Origin of the sequence: Microbispora sp. ATCC PTA-5024, from assembly GCF_000511135.2 — a bacterium.
GTDB classification, from domain to species: domain Bacteria; phylum Actinomycetota; class Actinomycetes; order Streptosporangiales; family Streptosporangiaceae; genus Microbispora; species Microbispora corallina.
In genome coordinates this window covers 810,051-831,367 of sequence record NZ_KI866523.1, presented here as the reverse complement: position 1 = coordinate 831,367, position 21,317 = coordinate 810,051, and the positions used below count along the sequence as shown (strand labels likewise).

Below are 21,317 nucleotides of genomic sequence, written 5' to 3'. Positions count from 1 at the left end.
TACCCGAGGAGGGGGCGGGCATCCCGCCGGATTCGAGGATGTTTGCGGCCTGCTGACCGTACGCCGAGACAGAGGGCCGCTCGATCGGCGGGCAGGACGGACGGGACGGTCGTCAGTCCTGCGCGGGAGCGGCCGCGAGGGCCTCCTCCACCGTGGGATAGACGGGGACGTGGAACGCGAGGCCGGTTATCCACAGGACGCGCGCCGCGCCCTGCTCGACGGCGACGAGCGAGAGCCATCCGCCCTCGTCGACGGCGCGCTTCCAGCAGCCGATGAGCAGCCCGGTCGCCCGCGAGTCGAGGAAGTCAAGCTCCAGGAGGTTCACGACCAGGTGCGGCCCGAACTGGGCGAACGCCTTGTCGAAGAACTCCGTGGCGCTGTCGTGGGCGGTGTAGTCGAGCGTCCCGCGAACGGTCAGCACTCCGGCGGATCCGCTGCTCTCGACGACGAACCGGGTCGTGGGAGCCGAGATGTGAAGATCGGACATCAGGACCCTTCCAGATTGTGCGGCGTGATGCGGGCGACGAGGATGCACGTGTCGTCGCTGGTGTTGCTGGGCACCAGGGCGTCCATGACGGCGGCCAGCCGCTCCGCCGGCGTGGTCCCCCGTACGGCGGTCTCGATGGCGGCGCACAGGGCGTCGAGTCCCTCGAACAGATCGCGCCCCGGCCGCTCGATGAGGCCGTCGGTGAACATCAGGAGGAGGTCCTCCGGCTCCAGGCGCAGGTTCGCGGCGGTGTAGCTCACGTCCTCGAACACGCCGAGCAGCACACCGGGGTGGAGCAGGCGCTGGACCCGGTCGCCGCGGATCAGCAGCACCGGCGGGTGGCCGGCGTGCGTCCACGTCAGGATCCGGTCCTTCGGCGAATATCGGGCCACCACGGCCGTCGCCAGCACGTCCGGGCGCATGCGGCGCAGCAGCCGGTTGAGCGCGACGAGGATCTGGGCGGGCTCGTGCTCGGCGAAGGCGAGCCCGGTGATGGCATGACGCAGCTTCGCCATCGCGGACGCGGCGGCGAGCCCGTGCCCGGCGACGTCGCCCACCGCCAGCAGCACCTGGTTGTGGTCCAGGTGGATCGCCTGGTACCAGTCGCCGCCCAGCGGGGCCGTCTCGGCCGGGAAGTAGCGGACCGCGATCTCCAGGCCGGGGATGGCGAAGGGGTCGTCCGGAGGCGGCAGGATGATGTTCTGAAGGCGGGCCGTCAGCTGCGACTCCTCCTCCAGACGCTGGTTGATCTCGGCCAGTTCCTCGGCGGCGCGGTGCCAGTCGCTGATGTCCTGGATGACGCCGTGCACCTCGACCGGCTGGCCGGCGGCGTCCCGGCTGACCTCGAGCACGGCCCGCACGTGGCGCTGCTCGCCGTCGACCCGGATGCGCAGGTCGAACTCCTGCGGGCCCTCCACGGTCGCGAGCCTGTCCAGGGCGTCCCGGAGGAGGGGGACGTCCTCGGGGTGGGTGATGGCCGGGTAGTCCTGCAGGTCGAGGGGCCCCTCGGCGTGGTCGCGCCCGTGGATCGCGTACAGCTGCGGCGACCACTCGATCTCGCCGTTGAGCAGGCTCCACCGCCCCCAGCCGAGGTTGCCCAGGCTCTCGGTGTGGTTGATGCGCGTGGTGAGCCGCTCCTCCTCGTCGAGCCGGACCCACGCGCTGACGATCCCCCCGGAGACGGGGGTCACCTGGACGCTCCACACCGTCCGGTGGGGGACGCCGTCACCCGTCTCGACGTGGGAGTAGCGGTCGACCTCCTCGGCCTCCCCGGTCTCCATCACGCGGAGGTAGCCCTCCCACAGCGGCGAGCCGGCGATCGTCGGGTAAGCCTCGACGGCCCGCAGGCCGATCAGCTCCTTGCCGACCCGGCCGTGCACGTCGGTCGCCCGGGGGCTCGCGGCGCGCACCTCGAAGTCGACGACGGCTCCGGTCTCGTCGCGGATCGGCTCGGACCAGACGGCCTGGATCGGCATCGCGTCCAGCATGGCCTGGACGGTGGCCGTCGTCATCTCCACCACGGCACCGATCGTCTCTGTAGGGCAACGTCGGCAGAGCGGTCCGAAGGCGGGGTCATGGGCGTCAGACGCAGAGTGCCGTCACCTCCGCCCATGAACGCCAGCCACCTTCCTGTAAGCGACCTCGTGACCTCGCAAGAGCGGCGGGACCGGGGAGATCGCCCTTGCCTTGCCGATGAGGGTACCTTCGCCGTTCACAATAAGCGCCCGACGAGCGTACGCCCACGTGCGGCTCTGCCCCACAGCGCGTCCGATATGAAGTGATACGAGAAAAATGTTCCCGAGCTGCCACAAGGGACGGTACAGAGGTGCCCAAAACAGGAGAATCGTCACTCGCCTGAGGAAGGGCCGATCATGCCGGTGGTCACCACCATCGGCTTGTCCATGACCTGAACCGTATCCATGGCCTGCACTGGGCAGAGCGCCGGCGGGCCGCTCGTCGTGAGCCGGCCTGTCCCTCCTGCCGTCCGGACGGGTGACCGTGCTCCGGGCGTCCTCCCGATTCTGTCGGTGCCGGAGCGTAGATTCGGCTCGTCTCCCGATAGGAGGAGCCCATATGGCGAAGGTCGTCGTGCACGTCACCATGTCGCTCGACGGCTTCATGGCCGGCCCCCGGGTGAGCGCGGAGTCACCCATGGGCGAGGGCGGCCTGCGTCTGCACGAGTGGGTGTTCAACGCCTCCGACGGGGGGCCGGACGGCGAGGTGATGCGGGAGCTGTCCGCCGTCACGCGTGCCGTCGTGCTGGGCAGGCGCACGTTCGACGTGGGCGTCGGGGTGTGGGAGGACACCCCGTTCCCGGCGCCCTCGTTCGTGGTCACCCACGAACGCCGCCCGCCCATGCCCATGAAGAGCGCGACGTTCACCTTCGTGGACGACGGCCTCGCAAGCGCCATACGGCAGGCGAGGGCCGTCGCGGGCGAGGGGACCGTCGTGGTCATGGGCGCCGACGTCACCCAGCAGGCCTTGCGCGCCGGTCTCGTCGACGAGATCGACCTGCAGCTCGCGCCGGTGCTGCTGGGTGACGGGCTGCGGCTGTTCGATCATCTCGGCCCCCGCCGGGTCGAGCTCCAGCGAACCCGGGTGATCGAGTCGCCCTACGTGACCCACCTGCGGTACCGGGTCATGACGCCGTCGCCCTAACGCCGGACGCCCGGCGGGCCGGGGTCGGCACACGAGCAGCTCAGCCGGAGCCCCGGCGGCTGCGCGAGACTCCAGCCCGCCCAGCCCGCATGAGCCACCGGGCGGGCACGGCGGCGCGCCACGACGTACGCGGCGTTAAGCGAGTGACACGGACGCCGCCCGCCCGGCATGATGGGCCGTCCTCGCCCCGGGCCGCGCACAGCCCGAAGGGGGTCCCGCGCCGCGGGCGGACGCGGCCGGCGCCGGACAGCGGCGGCCACTGCAGGGCGACGGCCGCGGGACGAAGACCTGTGAGGGGCGGGACACGGCGATGCACGGCTTCCGGCGCGACCTCGGCCTCCTCCGCGACCGGCGCTTCGCGCTGCTGCTGACGGCCCGGACGGTCTCCGTGCTGGGCACCTCGTTCGCGCCGGTGGCGCTGGCCTTCGGCGTGCTGGGCCTGCCGGGGGCGACCGCCGCCACGCTGTCGGCGGTCCTCACCGCCGAGGCGCTGCCCATGGTCGCGTTCATGCTGGTCGGCGGCGTCCTCGCGGACCGACTGCCCCGGCACCGGGTCATGACGGCCGGGGAGACGCTCAACGCCGCCGCGTACGCCGCGCTCTCGGCCATGCTGCTCACCGGGTGGACCCCGCTGCCCGCCCTCGTCGCGGCGAGCGCGCTCAGCGGCGTGGCCTCGGCCGTGCTCTTCCCCGCGCTGACCGGGATCGTCCCCGACGTGGTCCCGTCCGAACGCCTGCAGACCGCCAACGCGCTGCTCGGGCTCGGGACCAACGTGTCGCGGGTCGCGGGGCTCGTGCTGAGCGGGGCGGCGGTGGTCCTGCTCGGGGGCGGCGTGGCCCTCGCGGTGAGCGGCGCCATGTTCGCCTGCGCGGGCTGCCTGATCCTCCTGCTGCGCCTCACCCCCGCGGAGCGGCGGGCCGCGCAGAGCCACTCGGTCCTGGCCGATCTGCGGACCGGCTGGCGCGAGTTCGTCTCGCGGCAGTGGCTGTGGGTGGTGGTCGCGCAGTTCTCGATCCTCGTGATGGCCCTGCAGGCCGCCCACGGCGTACTGGGCCCGCTGGTCGCCAAGGAGTCGCTCGGGGGCGCGGCCGCCTGGTCGGCCGTCCTCGCGGGGGAGGCCGTCGGCATGATCGCAGGTGTCGTCGTCACGCTGCGGCTGCGTCCCCGCCGGCCCATCCTGGTGGCGACGCTGCTCACGCTGCCGACGGCCCTGCCGTCCCTGCTGCTCGGGGCGGCCGCGCCCCTGTGGTCGGTCGTGCTCGGCGCGGTGGTGATGGGCGTGAGCTTCGACATCTTCGGCGTCCTGTGGAACACGACCATGCAGCGGGAGGTCCCGCCGGAGGCGCTGTCGCGGGTGAGCTCCTACGACGCGCTCGGCTCGCTCATGCTCGGCCCGATCGGCCTGATGGTGGCCGGTCCGCTGGCGGTCGTCACCGGGCCGCGACCGGCGCTGACCGCGTGCGGCGTCATCATCGTCCTCGTCTCGCTGGCCACGCTGGCCGCCCCCGGCGTGCGGAACCTGCGCGTCCCGGAGGAGGCGGTCGACGCCGCACCCAGCAACGTCTGACACTCCATCTCCCCAATTCCGGACGAAAGCGACAGTGACCCCCACAGGGTGCGCTCAGACTGCGGGGGTAAAGTACGGCGGGTTCTGTTCGTGCACGTCGGCGAGGTGGGGATGGCAAGGGTCCAGTCGGCCCTGAGGCGTGTGGCCCTCGACACCCGCCCGCTCAGCCTCGTGGCGTACCGGCGCCTGCTGATCGGCCAGGGCGTGTCGTTCATCGGCTTCCAGCTGACGACGGTCGCGGTGAGCGGGCAGGTGTACGCGATCACCGGCTCGTCGCTCTGGGTGGGTCTGCTCGGCCCGGTCAACCTGGTCCCCCTGGTGATCTTCGGCCTGTGGGGCGGGGCGGTGGCCGACGCGATGGACCGCCGCAGGCTCCTGCTCACCGGCTCGGTGGTGGCCTGGACGGCCACCCTGGCCCTGCTGATCCACGCGATCTCGGGCCTGAAGAACGTCTACCTCGTCCTCGCCGTCGTCGCCCTCCAGTCCGTGGGCTTCGCGATCACGTCGGCGACGCGCGGCGCGATCATCCCCCGCATCGTCCCCAAGGAGCGGGTGGCCGCGGCCAACACCCTCAACTTCCTGATCAGCAGCATGGGCTCGGTCCTCGGGCCGCTGCTGGCCGGCGTCGTGCTGGCCAGGGGCGGCTACGCGCTCGCGTACCTCATCGACGCGATCCTCTTCGGGGCGGGCTTCTACGCCGCCGTACGGCTGCCGCGCCTGGCGCCGCTCGGCGAGATCGCCCGGCCGGGGCTGCGCTCGGTCGTGGACGGGCTCCGCTACATCGGGACCAGGCCGATCGTGCTGATGTCCTTCGTCGTCGACATCATCGCGATGGCGTTCGCCATGCCGCGGGCGCTGTTCCCGGAGCTGGCCGCCGAGCGGTTCGGCGGCTCGGCCGTGGCGTTCGGCTGGCTGTCGGCCGGCATCGCGATCGGGTCGGTCATCGCGGGCGTCTCCTCGGGCTGGATCGGCCGCGTACGCCGCCAGGGGGTGGCGCTGACGCTCGTCATCGCGATCTGGGGCCTGACCGTCGCCGCCGCGGCGTACGCCCAGCCGCTGTGGCTGGTCGTGGCCCTGCTCGCGGTCGGCGGCGCCGCCGACCTCGCCTCGGCCGTGTGGCGGCAGACGATCCTCCAGACGTACGCGCCCGACGAGATGCGCGGACGCATGCAGGGCGTGTTCATGGTCGTCGTGGCCGGCGGGCCGCGCCTCGGCGACCTGCGGGCGGGCGCCACGGCGACCGCGTTCGGGCTGGTGCCGGCGTGGGCAGGCGGCGGCCTGCTGTGCGCCGTGCTCGTCCTCGTGACGGGCTTCTCCGTGACCGCGTTCCGGCGGTACGACGCGATGGCGGACCGGCCGAAGGCGTAGAGGATTCGCACCGGCGTTCCCGTTGCGCGGGCCCCTTCCGCGTGTTACCACTACCTCACGCCGGTGCGCTGTCGGGCAGGACCGTACGGGCTGGTTCTTCACTCACCCCCTTGGTTGGAGATCCCGCCATGTCCCTGCGAAGACTCCGTCTCGCGCTGCCCGCTGCCCTGCTGGTCGCGGGCGCCACCGTCGTCACGGCCCCCGCCGCCCAGGCCGCGGGCGAGACCGTGAACGTCTACCTCACCACGACGTCCGACGCCCAGGGCCTCACCGTGACGCGCGGGCTGCAGCAGCAGACCCCGGTGGCGTTCGCGGCGAGCAGCCCGGCCGCCAACCAGACGATCACCGTCAACGAGAACACCGCCTACCAGCAGTTCGAGGGCGGCGGCGCGTCGTTCACGGACACGGCGGCGTGGCTGCTCAACAGCAGCGGCCTGCTGAGCGCGAGCGCCCGCGACGCCGTCATGCGCAAGCTGTTCGACCCGGTGGACGGCATCGGCCTGAGCTTCGTCCGCAACCCCATGGGCGCCTCCGACCTGGCGCGCTACAGCTACACCTACGACGACACCTGCTGCACCGTGGACGACTTCTCCATCGCCCACGACCTGGTCGACGTGGTGCCGCTGACCAAGCAGGCCAAGGCCCTGAACCCGGCGCTCAAGATCATGGCCTCGCCGTGGACCGCGCCGCCGTGGATGAAGGACAACAACTCCTACGTCCAGGGCTGGCTGCAGTCGCAGTACTACGGCGCCTACGGCCAGTACTTCGCGAAGTACATCCAGGCGTACCAGGCCCAGGGCCTGCACATCGACTACGTGACCCCGCAGAACGAGCCCGGCTGCTGCAACGGCTACCCGTCGATGCAGTGGAACGCCTCCGGCTTGTCGTACTTCGTCAAGAACGCCCTGTGGCCGGCCTTCCGCTCCGCCGGGATCACCACGAAGACGCTCATCCACGACTGGAACTGGGACGGCTACGACACCTGGGTGGCCCCGCTCCTCAACGACACCGCCATCCGCAACGACCCGCTGTTCGGCGGCATCGCGTGGCACGGGTACGGCGGCGACGTCGGTCAGCAGACGACGGTGCACAACCTGTACCCGAACGTCAACGCGTACATGACCGAGCACTCGGGCGGCACGTGGATCACCGACGCGGGCAGCCAGCACGCCGAGGACATGAACAACCTGATCGACTACACCCGCAACTGGGACCGCAGCTGGATCAAGTGGAGCCTGGCGGTGGACCAGGCCCACGGCCCCCACAACGGCGGCTGCGGCACCTGCACCGGCCTGGTCACCGTGCACAACGGCGACGGGCGCAACGGCCAGGTCGACTACACCATCGAGTACTACACGATGGGCCACCTGACGAAGTTCGTCCGGCCGGGGGCGTACCGGATCGACTCGACGGCCAACTCCGCGGTGAAGAACGTCGCCTGGAAGAACCCGGACGGATCCAAGGCCCTCATCGTGTACAACACGACCGGCGGCACCCAGAGCGTCAAGGTCGCCTGGGGCGGCCAGTCGTTCACCTACAGCCTGCCGGCCCGCACCTCGGCCACGTTCACCTGGTCCGGCACCCAGTCGGGCGGCGGCAGCGGAGGCGGCAAGGCCATCACCGGGTACGGCGGCAAGTGCGTGGACGTGGCCGGGGCCAACAGCGCCAACGGCACCCAGGTCCAGCTCTACACCTGCAACGGCACGGCCGCCCAGCAGTGGACCGTCGGCACGGACGGCACCATCCGCGCTCTGGGCAAGTGCCTCGACGTCGCGGCCGCGAACAGCGCCAACGGCACCAAGGTGCAGATCTACGACTGCAACGGCACCGCCGCCCAGACCTGGACGGCCGGATCCGACGGCACCCTGCGGGCCCTGGGCAAGTGCCTCGACGCCACCGGCCCCAGCTCCGCCGACGGCACGCCCCTGCAGATCTGGGACTGCACGGGCGGCGCCAACCAGAAGTGGGCCGTCCTGTCCTGATCCCCTCTCTTGACTGGACGTGTCCTCCCGTCGTTAAATTCCGAACATAAATAGTTAGGAAACCTTCCTGTCAATTCGAGGCTGCCCACTCGAACGGGAAGGGCCACTGCGGAGGAGGTCCTCTCACCCCCTTAATCCGTTGCTTAGTTAAAGCTCCATCCTCTCTACAGAAAGAGACACCCCCCATGAAACCGGTACATCCCGGCCGCTCTCGCCTGCGACTGCTCGTGGGCGCGCTCGTGGCGGCCATCCCCCTCGTGGCGACCGGCCTGACACCCGCCTTCGCCGCGACCGGCCAGATCACCGGGTACGGCGGCAAGTGCGTGGACGTGGCCGGGGCCAACAGCGCCAACGGCACCCAGGTCCAGCTCTACACCTGCAACGGCACGGCCGCCCAGCAGTGGACCGTCGGCACGGACGGCACCATCCGGGCCCTGGGCAAGTGCCTCGACGTCGCGGCCGCGAACAGCGCCAACGGCACCAAGGTGCAGATCTACGACTGCAACGGCACCGCCGCCCAGACCTGGACGGCCGGATCCGACGGCACCCTGCGGGCCCTGGGCAAGTGCCTCGACGCCACCGGCCCCAGCTCCGCCGACGGCACACCCCTGCAGATCTGGGACTGCTTCGCCGGGGCCAACCAGCGGTGGACGCCGCCGAGCGGCGGCACCACGCCTCCGCCGCCCACCGGCAAGCTGCCCGGCGCCCCGTACCTCTACATGGGCTGGGGCAGCCCGCCCAGCGCCACCTCGGTCATGAGCGCGACCGGGATCAAGTCGTTCACCATGGCGTTCATCCTCTCCGGGGGCGGGTGCACGCCGATGTGGGACGGCTCACGGCCGCTGAGCGGCGGCGTGGACGCCCAGACGATCTCGGCGATCAAGTCGGCCGGCGGCAGCGTCCAGGTCTCCTTCGGCGGCTGGTCGGGCAACAAGCTCGGCCCGAACTGCTCGTCGTCGTCCGCCTACGCGAACGCGGTGCAGCAGGTCATCAACGCGGTCGGCCCGGCGGTCGTCGACTTCGACATCGAGAACACCGACGAGTTCTCCAACTACACAGTCCAGGACCGCATCCTGGGCGGCCTGAAGATCGTCAAGCAGAACAACCCGAACGTCAAGGTCGCGCTCACCTTCGGGACGAGTACGAGCGGCCCCGGCGGCGACGGCGTCCGCCTGATCAACCAGTCGAAGGCGCTCGGCGTCACCATCGACAACTACACGATCATGCCGTTCGACTTCGGCGGCGGCGCGAACATGTACCAGAGCACGGTCAACGCGGCCGAGGGCCTGAAGAACGCCCTCAAGAGCGCCTGGGGCTGGACCGACGCCCAGGCCTACGCACACATGGGCATCTCGGGCATGAACGGCCTGTCCGACCAGCAGGAGGTCACCTCGACCGCCACGTGGACGCAGATCCGCGACTACGCGAAGTCGAAGGGCCTCGGCCGGCTCGCCTTCTGGTCGGTCAACCGCGACCGGCCGTGCCCGGGCGGCGGTGTCCAGGAGACCTGCAGCGGCGTCTCCCAGTCCGACTGGGACTTCACCCGCATCACGGCCGGCTTCTGACCGGCGGAAAGCGCGTCCCGCGGATCGCGCCCTCGCGGCGCGGTCCGCGGGACCTCCGCATCCGGGTCGCCCCAGCGGCCCCCGCCGCCGCCCAGCCGTACGGCTCGGCGTCCTGCCCTCCGCCAGGCGTGTCCGAGGATCTCGCGGAAGATCGCCTCCACCGCCGGTCCGTTACTGTCCCGTCGTACGGCACCGACTCCAGGGAGGACCTCATGGCACGCACGCCCACCGACGTCGCCGTTCCCGATCTGACGGGCCGGCTGGCGGTCGTCACCGGCGCGAACAGCGGGATCGGCTTCGGCCTCACCGGACGCCTGGCGAGGGCCGGGGCCGAGGTGATCCTCGCCGTCCGCAACCGCGAGAAGGGCGCCCAGGCCGTCGAGCGTGTCACCGCCGAGGTGCCGGGCGCCAGGCTCGGCCTGCGCGACCTCGACCTGTCCTCTCTCGAGAGCGTCGCGGCCCTCGGCGAGACGCTCACCGCCGAGGGACGGCCGATCGACATCCTGGTCAACAACGCCGGGATCATGACCCCGCCGCGGCGGGAGGAGACGCGGGACGGCTTCGAGCTGCAGTTCGGCACCAACCACCTCGGCCACTTCGCCCTCACCGCCCATCTGCTGCCCCTCCTTCGGGCGGCCGGGACGGCCCGGGTGGTGGCGGTGAGCAGCCTGGCCGGCGGCTGGGGCCGCCTCGACTTCGACGACCTGCAGAGCGAGAAGAGCTATCGGCCGCTCCGGGTGTACGGCGCCTCGAAGCTGGCCACGCTGATGTTCGCCCTGGAGCTGGACCGGCGCAGCCGGCAGGCCGGCTGGGGGATCCTCAGCACCGCCGCCCATCCGGGGGCGACCGTCACCAACCTCCAGATCACCGGCCCGCAGATGGGACGCCGGTCGCCGGGGCCGGTCATGGCCGTCACCCGCGCCTTCTACCGGGTGCCCTGGATGTGGCAGCAGATCCCCACCGGCATCCTGCCCGCCCTGTACGCGGCGACCAGCCCGGCCGCCGAGGGCGGCGCGTACTACGGCCCGGCGGGCTTCGCCGAGCTCACCCGCGGGTTCGCCACGGCCAGGATCCCGCGCCGGGCCCTCGACGAGGCCGCCGCCGCCCGGCTGTGGGCCGTGTCCGAGCGGCTGACCGGCGTCGCGTATCCCGAGGTCCGCCAGGCATCGGCCTGACCGCCGCCGGCCCCCGCTGGGAGGTCCGGCCCGCCCACCGGGTGGGCCTGCTCCGCCAGGCGGGACCGGTGTACCGGTTCCGGCACGAGAAGCTCCAGGACCGGCTGTCCCACCTCTACGATCAGGCGGATCCGGCCAGGCCGAAGTAACGAGCGGCGACCATGCTGTGCAGCGGGAACGCCAGCTCGCGCGGGCCGTCGATCACCAGCCACTCGCTCGTCTCGGCGGTGCGGACGACCGGCGGAAGGGCGTCCGCGGTCGTGCGCGGCCCGAGGCCGAAGATCAGCACGGTGCCGTCGGGCGCGCTCAGCGCGTCGAACAGCCGCATGCCGGCCGCGTCGACGACGACGCCCGTCTCCTCGCGCAGCTCCCGTACGGCCGCCTGCTGCCAGCTCTCGCCGACGTCGATGAAGCCGCCGGGGAGGGCGAGCAGGCCGCGGTGCGGCTCGACGTCCCGTCGGACCACGAGCAGGCCGTCGTCCACCGGGAGCACCATCACGGCGACCGGCAGGGGGTTGAGGTAGCTGGTGCCGCCGCACTCCTGGCAGGTACGCGGCCAGGGCATGCCGGGGGCGTAGGCCGCTCCGCAGAAGGAGCAGTGGGAGTTCCTGATCGCCACGAGGGCGAGGGTAGCAACACGCGTGTGCGCGGGCACGGCCCGCCGATCGCTAGCCTTAAGCGCGATGAACCGTTTGACGACGTCGAGGGGCGCGTTCGACCTCGCCCGATTCCCGGAGGACCCCCGCGACCCGTTCCGCGCGTGGGACGCCGCCGACGAGTACCTGCTGCGGCACCTCGACGGGATCGACGCCGGGCCCGTCGACCTGTCCGGCACGGTGGTCGTGCTGGGCGACCGGTGGGGCGCCCTGGCCACCGCGCTCGCCGCGCACCGTCCCGTGCAGATCGGCGACTCCTTCCTCGGCCGGGAGGCGACCCGGGCGAACCTGCGGCGCGCCGGGGCGGCCGACGACGCCGTACGGCTCCTGACGACCAGGGACGAGCCGCCCGGCCGCATCGACGTGCTGCTGGTCCGGGTGCCCAAGAGCCTCGCCCTCCTGGAGGACCAGCTTCACCGTCTCGCCCCCCGCCTGCACGAGGGCACCGTGGTCGTCGGCGCGGGGATGGTGACCGAGATCCACACCTCGACGCTGCACCTGTTCGAGCGCGTCCTCGGCCCGACCAGGACGTCGCTGGCGGCGAAGAAGGCCCGACTGATCTTCTGCTCCCCGGACCCGGGGCTGCCGAGGGGCGCCAACCCGTGGCCCCGGACGTACACGCTCCCGGGGGACGTCGGCGCCGTCTCCGGGCGCGTCGTCACCGGCCACGCGGGCGTCTTCTGCGCCGACCGCCTGGACATCGGGACCCGGCTCTTCCTGCGGAACCTCCCGCCGATGGGCGGCCGCGAGCACGTCGTCGACCTCGGCTGCGGCACGGGTGTCATCGGCCTGGCCGCCGCGCTGTCGGGCGAGGAGACCCGGGTGACGTTCGTCGACGAGTCCTACCAGGCGCTGGCCTCGGCGGAGGCGACGTTCCTGGCCAACGGGGGGGACGCGGGCCGGGCGGCGTTCCTCGCCGCCGACGGCATGTCGTCCGTGCCGCCCGGCACGGTCGACCTGGTGCTGAACAACCCGCCGTTCCACTCGCACCGCGCGACGACCGACGCGACGGCCTGGCGGATGTTCAACGGGTCGCGGGCGGCGCTGCGCCGCGGGGGCGAGCTGTGGGTGGTCGGCAACCGGCACCTCGGCTACCACGTGAAGCTGCGGCGGCTCTTCGGCAACTGCGAGGTCGCCGCCAGCGACCCGAAGTTCGTCGTCCTGCGCGCCGTGAAGCGCTGAACAGGGAAAATGACGGCAATGCCGGTTGTGAGGGCATACCGCCGCTGCCAAGACTGAAGGCATGGGAACCGAGACGGTCCACGCCGATCTGCTGGTCATCGGGTTCGGCAAGGGCGGCAAGAGCGTGGCCGCGAGGATGGGGCGCCTCGGCAGGCGCGTGGTCCTCGTCGAGCGGTCCGACCAGATGTACGGAGGCACCTGCCCGAACGTGGGGTGCGTGCCGACGAAGGCCCTCGTCCACCACGCCGAGATGAGGCGGCCCGACGACCCGGCGCGGGAGTGGTACGCGCACGCGGTCGAGGAGGTGCAGGCGCTCACCGCCAAGTTCCGCGCCGGCAACTACGAGTCCTTCAACGGCCTCGAGACGGTCACCGTGATCACCGGCCGGGCGGAGTTCGCCGACCCCCACACCGTGACGGTCGAGACGGACGGCGACCGGATCACGGTCACGGCGGACACCATCCTGATCAACACGGGCGCCGAGCCGATCGTCCCCGACATTCCCGGCCTGCGGGCCAGTCCACGCACCCTGACCAGCACCGACCTCATCCGGACGACGGCGCTGCCCGACCGGCTCGCGATCCTGGGCGCCGGCTACCTCGGCATCGAGTTCGCCTCGATCTACCGCCGGTTCGGGTCGGAGGTGACCGTGTTCGAGACCTCGGAGCGCATCCTCGGCCACGAGGACGTCGAGGCCGCCGAGGCGGTCGAGCGCATCCTCGCCGAGGAGGGCGTCGAGATCCTTACGGGCGCACGGGTCACCGAGGTCCGCGACGCCGCGTCCGGCGCGACCGTGGTCTACGAGAAGGACGGGCGGCGGCAGACGATCGAGGCCGACGCGATCCTCGCCGCGGCCGGCCGGGCACCCGCGACCCGCGGCCTCGGGCTGGAGGCCGCCGGCGTCCGCACCATCGAACGGGGCGCGATCGAGGTCGACGAGCACCTGCGGACGAGCCGGCCGCACATCTACGCGCTGGGGGACGTCCACGGCGGCCCGCAGCACACGTACCTGTCGCTCGACGACAGCCGCATCGTGATGGACCAGCTCACCGGGGAGGGCCGTCGATCGACCGACGACCGGGTGGCGATCCCCCGCACGCTGTTCACGACCCCGCCGCTCGCGGCCGTCGGGCTCACCGAGGAGGAGGCCAGGCGGGCGGGCCGGCGCGTGAGGATCGCCTGCGAGCGGGTGGCCGACATCACCGCCATGCCGCGCGCGTACATCGTCGAGGACACCCGCGGGCTGATGAAGTTCGTGGTCGACGCCGACACCGACGAGATCCTCGGCGCCACGCTGCTGAGCGTGGACGCCCAGGAGATGATCAACTTTGTGGCGCTCGCCATGCGGCACGGGGTGACGGCGTCCGAGCTCCGGGACACCGTCTACACCCACCCCACGTCCACCGAGGCGTTCAACGAGGTCCTCGCGACCGTCGTCCGCGTCGACGAGCCGGGAACGGCGGGCGCCTAACCCTCGTCCGGCACGCCGGGCGGCCGGGCGAGGACGGACACGGCCCCCTTGGCCTCGAAGACGGCGAGGTGGACGCCGGCCGGGCCGTAGTGGCCGTGCTGGCGGAGCACGGCCTCCAGGTCGGCCTCGGTGAGGCCGCAGCGGCGCAGGTTGCGCCGGTTCACCTGCCCGTCGCGGATCAGCACACGCAGCGGAGGGTCGACCAGCCGGCCGAGACGCGGCAGGAACCGCAGCCGGGTGACGGCCGCGTGGGCGCCGAGCAGGGTGAGCAGCGCCGCCGAGCCGGTCAGCCACGAGGCGTCGGTCGCGGTGGCGGTCCGGCCCACGAGCGCGCCGACCGCCACGGCGGCCACCCAGTCGAACGGCGCGAACTCGGCCATCGTGCGCCGCTCGGTGAGGCGGAAGGCCACGGCGGCGGTCAGGAACAGCGCGACCGCCTTGACCGCCGCGTACACGGCCAGGTGCCAGTCGCCGATGAGCGCGTCGCCGAAGCTGTGCATGTCACGTCGCCGCCGGCCCCGGCGCCGGGGACGCAACCGTCACGAGGACCCCCAACCCGGTCGTGGGACGCCCTGACGCGGGCGCCTGGGTGCAGCCTCCCCCTGGCGGAGCGTGCGGAAACCGTCAGGGGAGCGTGACGAAGTAGCCCAGGAACTCGCGCGCCGAGGCCGAGTCGAGCCGGTAGTCGCTGTTGGTGGACGAGCAGGCGTCGCCGTCGCCGCTGATCGTCGTCGCGACGAGGAGGTGCGAGTCGGGGCCGCCGAGGAAGTTCGGGCCACCCGAGTCGCCGTAGCAGGTCCCGCCGCCGTCGTCGCCGGGCGACAGCTCCAGCCATCGCCGACCGAGGCTCTTGAAGGAGATGGACGTCCGGTACCGGGAGTCCGTGTACTGGAACTGCGGCCCGTGCTTGCCCCTCAACGGCGTCAGCGAGCCGTACCCGACGGGCGTGAACTGCGACTCGTCCAGCTCACCTGAGTCGAGCAGCCGGTCGAGCAGGCCTGCCTCGGGGAGGACGGCCGGCACGATGCCGGTGACCGGCCGGTCGAAGAGGACGACCGCCATGTCGTACGGGTCGGACTCGTTCTTGTACCGCGGGTCGGCCAGGAAGCGGCCGGTGTGGACGGCGTCCCCCGGCTTGTAGTGGGCGGCGAACGCCACCCTGGCCGACTTCTGCGCGTGCTCCCCGCAGTGGGCCGCGGTGAGCAGCACGGTCGGCGAGACCAGCGTGCCCGTGCAGTAGGACCATGTGCCGTCCCGGTACGGCTTGTCGCCGATGAGGGCGCCCACCTCGGGGTGCCCCACCCCGTCGGGGGTGCCGTTCGTGATGGCCCAGGCGCGGGGGGCGACGCCCAGAAGCACAGCAAAAACTATGACAAAGGGGACAAAACGCATTCACGAACTGTACGTGGCCCTACCCGCCGGATGCCAATGCCAGGGAAGGATCTACGAACTCGATACCGAGGTCAGAAGAGGGTGAGCGGCTCGGCCGGCAGGGGTTCCGGCAGGGGGTCGACCTCGGGAACCCGGGCCCGGACCTCGTCGTGGAACCGCCGGGCCAGCGTCAGCGCGTCGGCGTTGTCGGGCGTGTGGACGAACACGGTCGGCGACCGGCCCTCCCGCAGCCAGCCGGTCACCGTCTCGACCCAGAACCCCCAGCCCTCCACGGTGCGTTCGGCGGAGTCGCGGCCGATGTAGCGCACGATCGGGCGGTCGGTCAGGGGGGACGAGCGGCGCGGCAGACGCGGCTTCCTGGTCCAGGCCTCCCGCTCGGCGTCGCTCGTCGGGGGGCTCCGGAAGAGCGCGGTCGTGTCGAACGGCACCCACTCGGCGCCCGCGTCCACGAGGACCCGTTCGAGCAGCCCCTCCGACCGGGCGTCGTCGAAGAACGCGCGGTGCCGCACCTCGACGGCGCACCGGTACGCGCCGGGCACCCGGCGCAGGAACCCGGCGAGGGACCCGAGATCCCCCGGCCCGAACGACCCGGGCAGCTGGACCCACAGCGCGTGCGCCCGCGGCCCGAGCGGCTCGATCGCGTCCATAAACGCGTGGAGCTCCTCGTCGGCGCCGGCGAGGCGGCGCTCATGGGTGACGGTCTTGGGCAGCTTCACCACGAACCGGAAGTCGGGATCGGTCTGCCGGGCCCACGACTCCACCGTGCTCCTCGCGGGGGTGGCGTAGAACGTCGTGTTCCCCTCCACGGCGTTGCACCAGGTCGCGTACGCACGCAGCCGCTCGCCCGGAGGGAGCGGGTGGGGCAGGAGGCGTCCCTGCCACGGCGCGTGCGTCCACATCGCGCATCCCACATGAAGCCGCATGCCCCGACGCTACCCAAAGCCCGGCGACCACCGTGATCGATGCCTCTATGTGGGGACTCGCTAGTGTTGCCCCGACGCGTTCGGGATCAGCGGGAGGATCGATGGGTTTCAGGCTTGAGGGGCCGGTCCTGGAGGGCGGGCTCGTGCGCCTGGAGCCGCTGGACCACCGTCACGCGGCCGACCTGGCCGTGGCGGCGGAGGAGGACAGGAGCTCGTACGCGTTCACGTGGGTCCCCCGGGCCGCCGAGGTCGGGGCGTACATCGACGCCCAGCTCGGCCGTGCCGCCACCGGGAGGCTCGCGCCGTACGCGCAGATCAAGACGTCCTCCGGGCGGGCGGTCGGGGCCACGGCCTTCTGGGACCCCCGGATGTGGCCCGACGGCGACCGGCTGTGCGCCGTGGAGGTCGGCTTCACCTGGCTCGCCGCGTCGGCCCAGGGGACCGGGCTGAACGTCGAGTCGAAGCTCCTGCTGTTCCGCCACGCCTTCGAGGAGTGGGACGTCGCGCGGGTCGACCTGAAGACGGACGCCAGGAACGTCCGCTCCCGTGCCGCCATCGAGAGCGCCGGCGCCCGGTTCGAGGGCGTGCTGCGGAACTGGTCCCAGTCGTGGGCGCCGGGGGAGGACGGCCGGCTCCGCGACTCCGCCGTCTTCTCGATCATCGACGCCGAATGGCCCGAGTGCCGCGCGAGGCTGGAACAGCGCCTGGCCCGGGCACTGGAGCGGCACCCCGCCCGCTGAGCCGAGCGGCCCCCCGCCTGTTGAGCCGGGCGGCCCGCTCCGACCCGGCCGCCGGCCTACGCCGCCGAGCGGTCGGCGAGCGGACGGCGGCGCCGCGCCGGGTCCGTCAGCACCGGCGGCCGCCACGCGCCGTCGGGCCGGTAGACATCGGTCCCCGGCGGCACGATCGCGTCGAGCCGGTCGAGGGTCGCGTCGTCGAGCGTGAGCGAGGCGCCCTTCAGCAGGCCGTTGAGCTGGTCCTCGGTCCGCGGACCGAGGATCACCGAGGTGACCGCGGGGTGGGCGGCGGCGAACGCGACGGCCAGTTGAGGGAGCGTGCAGCCCAGGTCGTCCGCCACTTCCACGAGCCGTTCCACGATGTCCAGCTTCGCCGCGTTCACCGGCAGCGCGGGGTCGAACCGGGCCGGGGTCAGCGCCGCGCGGCCGGAGGCCAGGTCGACGGGCCGCCCCTTTCGGTACCTGCCGGTCAGGAACCCCGAGGCCAGCGGACCCCAGGTCAGCACGCCCATGCCCAGCCTCTGGCACACCGGCAGCACGGACGCCTCGACCCCGCGGGCCAGCAGCGAGTACGGCGGCTGCTCGGTCCGGAAGCGCATCAGGCCACGGCGATCCGCCACGTGGTAGGCCTCGACGACGTCCTCGGCGGGGAAGGTCGAACAACCGAAAGCGCGGATCTTGCCCTGGTGCACCAGGTCGGTCAGCGCCGACAACGTCTCCTCGACGTCCGTGGTGTGGTCGGGACGGTGGACCTGGTACAGGTCGATCCAGTCGGTGTCCAGGCGCCGCAGGCTCTCCTCCACCTCTCTGACGATCCACCGCCGGGAGTTGCCGCCGCGGTTGGGGCCCTCACCCATCGGAAAGTGCACCTTCGTGGCCAGCACGACCTCGTCGCGGCGGCCCCGCAGCGCCTTCCCGACGATCTCCTCCGACTCGCCCGCAGAGTACATGTCGGCGGTGTCGACGAAATTGATCCCCTGGTCGAGGGCGGCGTGGACGATGCGCGCGCACGCGTCGTGATCGGGGTTGCCGACGGCGCCGAACATCATCGCCCCCAAGCAGTGGACGCTCACTTCGATGCCGGTGCCGCCCAGGACGCGGTAGCGCATGTCGTTACTCCTCAGCCGTCGGGAGGGGATCACCCTGCACTCTAGGATCTGGAGTCGGCTCCAGGGCAAGTGTGGCCGCCGGCTGTCCCCCGATCGGCCGACGTCTCCGGCACATCGCTGGCCTTCGTACGGGCCGGGGCGGACAATGCGCACGAGAAGGTCGTCGCGCATCACCTGGAGGCCGGGCATGACCACGATCAGGCGCCTCGCCGTGGCCTTGGGCGCTCTCGTCCTGCTGGCCGGGTGCTCGTCTCCGGCGCCGGCGTCCCAGGCTCCACGGCCGTCGTCGGGCACGTGCGTCTCCGCCGTCACCCGGGACGCGCTGCCCACCTGGGCGAGGGGCGGGTTCAGCGACGACGGGACGGGCACACCCCACGTGTTCGGCGAGCGCGGAGACATCGTCGCCGTTTTGTTCAACTACCCGCCGGTGGCGTCCGCCGATCCCGACGTCGCCAACAAGATCCTTTGGGTCTCGCGGGTGCCGCAGCGGCCCATGGACCCGCTGAAGATCAGAGCCGTGCTCGACGGGACGAGCACGTCGGTGGCCCGCCAGATCGACGGCGGCCCCGGCCCGTCGTCGGTCAACCTGCCCAAGGCGGGCTGCTGGCGGCTGACCCTGACCTGGTCGGGACACACCGACGCCATGGCGCTCCGCTTCAGCTGACCACGCCGTCCCGCCGGAAAAGCGGCGGCGGCCGGACCGGGCCCTCGGGCCGCATCCCGGCCGCCGCTCGCGCGCCTGCCGTGTCCGCCGGGGCGGATCAGTCGGTGCCGAACTCCATCGCGGCGTGGTCGAGCAGCTCGTCGTCGGCCGGAACCTCACCACGCGAAGCGATCACCTCGGCGCCGCCCTCGGGCATCGCGCCGATCAGCCCGGTCGAGGCCGCCTGCGCGGCGCCGATGAGCGCCGGCTGCTGGCTGCCGACCATGCCGACCCTGGCGTACTGCTCCAGCTTGGCCCGGGAGTCGGCGATGTCGAGGTTGCGCATGGTCAGCTGGCCGATGCGGTCGACCGGGCCGAAGGCGGAGTCCTCCGTCCGCTCCATCGAAAGCTTGTCGGGGTGGTAGCTGAACGCCGGCCCGGAGGTGTCCAGGATCGAGTAGTCCTCACCGCGCCGCAGGCGCAGCGTCACCTCGCCGGTCACCGCCATCCCGACCCAGCGCTGCAGGGACTCGCGCAGCATCAGCGCCTGCGGGTCGAGCCAGCGGCCCTCGTACAGCAGCCTGCCCAGCCGCCGTCCCTCGTTGTGGTAGCTGGCGAGCGTGTCCTCGTTGTGGATCGCGTTGACCAGACGCTCGTACGCCGTGTGCAGCAGCGCCATCCCCGGCGCCTCGTAGATGCCCCGGCTCTTGGCCTCGATGATGCGGTTCTCGATCTGGTCGGACATGCCGAGGCCGTGCCGTCCGCCGATGGTGTTGGCCTCCAGGACCAGGTCGACCGCCGTCGGGAACTCCTTGCCGTTGATCGTCACCGGCCGCCCGTACTCGAAGCCGATCGTGACGTCCTCGGGGGTGATGTCCACGGCGGGGTCCCAGAACCGCACGCCCATGATCGGGTCGACGATCTCGATGCCCGTGTCGAGGTGCTCGAGCGACTTGGCCTCGTGGGTCGCGCCCCAGATGTTCGCGTCGGTGGAGTACGCCTTCTCGGTGCTGTCCCGGTAGGGCAGGTCGCGGGCGAGCAGCCACTCCGACATCTCCTTGCGGCCGCCGAGCTCGCTCACGAAGTCGGCGTCCAGCCACGGCTTGTAGATCCGCAACGAGGGGTTGGCGAGCAGGCCGTACCGGTAGAACCGCTCGATGTCGTTGCCCTTGAAGGTGGAGCCGTCGCCCCAGATCTGCACGTCGTCCTCGAGCATCGCGCGCACCAGCAGGGTGCCGGTGACGGCCCGCCCGAGCGGCGTGGTGTTGAAGTAGGCACGGCCGCCGGACCGGATGTGGAACGCCCCGCAGGCCAGGGCCGCCAGCCCTTCCTCCACGAGGGCAGCCCGGCAGTCGACCAGGCGGGTGACCTCCGCGCCGTACGCCGTGGCGCGTCCGGGCACCGAGGCGATCTCGGGCTCGTCGTACTGGCCGATGTTGGCGGTGTAGGTGCAGGGCACTGCACCCTTCTCGCGCATCCACGCGACCGCAACCGAGGTGTCGAGACCGCCGGAGAAAGCGATCCCGACCCGTTCGCCGACAGGCAGAGAGGTGAGCACCTTGGACACAAGTAGAAGTTATACACGCTCATGCATGAACATGCAACGCCGACATCGGATCGCCCGGTGGCTCCGAAGGTGAGCAGCAGGACCAGGACCACCTGAGTACGAGAACGGATGGCGCGCGAAACGCCCTGGTCGCAGGCTTGGCGTATGGACATGAGCACACCGAGGGCCGCGGCCTTCCCCGTTCTGCGCCTGGCGTCGGCCGCCGTTCCCGGCGCGGTCTCCGGAGCTGTGATCGGCCCGGAGATGTCGGCGATCCTCGGCCTGCACGTCGGCGGCCTGGCGACCGTGGGCGCTCCCCTCGGCGCCGTCGCCGGCGTCCTGATCGGCGTGGCGGCGCGCGCCCTGCTCGGACAGGGCACACGCCACCCCGGCCGTGCGGGGCACCGGGCCTCCTGGGCCACCGTCTCGGCGGCCTGCCTCCTGGTCGGCGGCGGGGTGCTGGCAGCCGCGCTGTGGGACGCCGGCCGCCGCCAGGCCGTGGAAATGGACGGGATTCTCGTCCTGGTCCTCCTCCCGCCGGTCGCGATCCTCGTCGCCGCCCTCGTGACGCTCGCGGTGGGCGTCCTGCGCCGGAGGGCCACCGCCCGCTGGGCCGCGGTCGTCGCATCCGTCTGCGTCGGCGCCGCCGCCTGCGCGCGGTTACTGGGCGAGCTGTCCCCTCTGGCGACGCCGGATCCGGTGGAGTGGAGGCTGTCCGTCCTCCAAGCGGCGCTCCTCGTGGCGATCCCCGTCGCGATCACGGCCCTTCTGCTGTCACCGGCAGCGCGCCGCGACTTCCGCGCCGGCGGCGGGCCCGCCGCGCCGAGTTCGAGCGGATGATCCCGCGGCGCGGAGC

General features: G+C 72.0%; 19 protein-coding genes. 11 read left to right on the top strand and 8 right to left on the bottom strand.

Translation table 11 applies throughout. The features are described 5' to 3' along the window. Positions 1-112: 112 nt before the first annotated feature. Positions 113-487, bottom strand: a complete 375-nt coding sequence (locus MPTA5024_RS16395; protein ID WP_051458247.1) for an STAS domain-containing protein — start codon at positions 485-487, stop codon at positions 113-115. After that, positions 487-1,998, bottom strand: a complete 1,512-nt coding sequence (locus MPTA5024_RS16390; RefSeq protein WP_232326564.1) for a PP2C family protein-serine/threonine phosphatase — start codon at positions 1,996-1,998, stop codon at positions 487-489. Before MPTA5024_RS16390 ends, MPTA5024_RS16395 begins: the two co-directional genes overlap by 1 nt. A 562-nt stretch (positions 1,999-2,560) precedes the next feature. Here MPTA5024_RS16390 and MPTA5024_RS16385 point away from each other — a divergent pair. The 6 genes from MPTA5024_RS16385 to MPTA5024_RS16360 all read left to right on the top strand — a co-directional run bounded on the left by MPTA5024_RS16385 (position 2,561) and on the right by MPTA5024_RS16360 (position 10,802). After that, positions 2,561-3,145: a dihydrofolate reductase family protein gene (locus MPTA5024_RS16385; RefSeq protein ID WP_036324902.1), complete on the top strand. Its 585-nt coding sequence runs from the start codon at positions 2,561-2,563 to the stop codon at positions 3,143-3,145. 310 nt (positions 3,146-3,455) lie between these two features. Then, positions 3,456-4,712: an MFS transporter gene (locus MPTA5024_RS16380; RefSeq protein WP_036324901.1), complete on the top strand. Its 1,257-nt coding sequence runs from the start codon at positions 3,456-3,458 to the stop codon at positions 4,710-4,712. Between the two features lie 111 nt (positions 4,713-4,823). Continuing rightward, positions 4,824-6,080, top strand: coding sequence for an MFS transporter (locus MPTA5024_RS16375; RefSeq protein ID WP_036326425.1), 1,257 nt, complete (start codon positions 4,824-4,826; stop codon positions 6,078-6,080). 128 nt (positions 6,081-6,208) lie between these two features. Continuing rightward, a complete protein-coding gene (locus MPTA5024_RS16370; protein WP_036324899.1) occupies positions 6,209-8,062 on the top strand; it encodes a ricin-type beta-trefoil lectin domain protein in 1,854 nt (617 codons plus the stop codon). Between the two features lie 185 nt (positions 8,063-8,247). After that, positions 8,248-9,627, top strand: coding sequence for a chitinase (locus MPTA5024_RS16365; RefSeq protein ID WP_036324897.1), 1,380 nt, complete (start codon positions 8,248-8,250; stop codon positions 9,625-9,627). Positions 9,628-9,839: 212 nt separating this feature from the next. Beyond that, positions 9,840-10,802 (top strand): SDR family oxidoreductase, encoded by a 963-nt coding sequence (locus MPTA5024_RS16360; RefSeq protein WP_036324895.1) that lies wholly within the window; start codon positions 9,840-9,842, stop codon positions 10,800-10,802. A gap of 121 nt (positions 10,803-10,923) precedes the next feature. Here the strand turns inward: MPTA5024_RS16360 and MPTA5024_RS16355 are convergent, their stop codons facing one another. After that, on the bottom strand, positions 10,924-11,421 hold the full coding sequence (locus MPTA5024_RS16355; protein WP_198167185.1) for an NUDIX domain-containing protein: 498 nt from the start codon (positions 11,419-11,421) through the stop codon (positions 10,924-10,926). Between the two features lie 64 nt (positions 11,422-11,485). On the opposite strand from MPTA5024_RS16355, the gene MPTA5024_RS16350 reads away from it, so the two are divergent. Then, positions 11,486-12,640: a methyltransferase gene (locus tag MPTA5024_RS16350; RefSeq protein ID WP_036324893.1), complete on the top strand. Its 1,155-nt coding sequence runs from the start codon at positions 11,486-11,488 to the stop codon at positions 12,638-12,640. 61 nt (positions 12,641-12,701) lie between these two features. After that, the gene (locus MPTA5024_RS16345) at positions 12,702-14,111 is read left to right on the top strand and encodes an FAD-dependent oxidoreductase (protein WP_036324891.1); all 1,410 of its coding nucleotides are present in this window, start codon (positions 12,702-12,704) and stop codon (positions 14,109-14,111) included. Here the strand turns inward: MPTA5024_RS16345 and MPTA5024_RS16340 are convergent. From MPTA5024_RS16340 to MPTA5024_RS16330, 3 genes are all read right to left on the bottom strand, one after another. Beyond that, the gene (locus MPTA5024_RS16340; RefSeq protein ID WP_036324890.1) at positions 14,108-14,611 is read right to left on the bottom strand and encodes a DUF421 domain-containing protein; all 504 of its coding nucleotides are present in this window, start codon (positions 14,609-14,611) and stop codon (positions 14,108-14,110) included. The two genes, MPTA5024_RS16345 and MPTA5024_RS16340, sit on opposite strands and share 4 nt — an antisense overlap. A gap of 124 nt (positions 14,612-14,735) precedes the next feature. Continuing rightward, positions 14,736-15,470 carry a trypsin-like serine protease gene (locus MPTA5024_RS16335; protein ID WP_051458244.1) on the bottom strand — a complete coding sequence of 245 codons (735 nt, stop codon included), beginning with the start codon at positions 15,468-15,470 and terminating at the stop codon, positions 14,736-14,738. 104 nt (positions 15,471-15,574) lie between these two features. Then, complete coding sequence (locus tag MPTA5024_RS16330) at positions 15,575-16,426, bottom strand: DUF72 domain-containing protein (protein ID WP_036324888.1); 852 nt, start codon at positions 16,424-16,426, stop codon at positions 15,575-15,577. Positions 16,427-16,527: 101 nt separating this feature from the next. Here MPTA5024_RS16330 and MPTA5024_RS16325 point away from each other — a divergent pair, with 101 nt between their 5' ends. Further along, positions 16,528-17,166: a GNAT family N-acetyltransferase gene (locus MPTA5024_RS16325; protein WP_036324886.1), complete on the top strand. Its 639-nt coding sequence runs from the start codon at positions 16,528-16,530 to the stop codon at positions 17,164-17,166. Between the two features lie 56 nt (positions 17,167-17,222). Here the strand turns inward: MPTA5024_RS16325 and MPTA5024_RS16320 are convergent, their stop codons facing one another. Further along, positions 17,223-18,272 carry an aldo/keto reductase gene (locus MPTA5024_RS16320; protein ID WP_036324885.1) on the bottom strand — a complete coding sequence of 350 codons (1,050 nt, stop codon included), beginning with the start codon at positions 18,270-18,272 and terminating at the stop codon, positions 17,223-17,225. A gap of 187 nt (positions 18,273-18,459) precedes the next feature. Between MPTA5024_RS16320 and MPTA5024_RS16315 the strand changes: the two genes are divergently transcribed. Next, entirely contained in the window at positions 18,460-18,936 is a 477-nt protein-coding gene (locus tag MPTA5024_RS16315) for a hypothetical protein (RefSeq protein WP_036324884.1), read from the top strand. A 97-nt stretch (positions 18,937-19,033) separates the two neighbouring features. On the opposite strand, the gene argG is transcribed toward MPTA5024_RS16315, so the two are convergent. Further along, positions 19,034-20,482 carry an argininosuccinate synthase gene (gene argG, locus MPTA5024_RS16310; protein ID WP_036324881.1) on the bottom strand — a complete coding sequence of 483 codons (1,449 nt, stop codon included), beginning with the start codon at positions 20,480-20,482 and terminating at the stop codon, positions 19,034-19,036. 150 nt (positions 20,483-20,632) lie between these two features. Between argG and MPTA5024_RS16305 the strand changes: the two genes are divergently transcribed. After that, a complete protein-coding gene (locus MPTA5024_RS16305; protein WP_157099502.1) occupies positions 20,633-21,301 on the top strand; it encodes a hypothetical protein in 669 nt (222 codons plus the stop codon). Positions 21,302-21,317 lie beyond the last annotated feature (16 nt).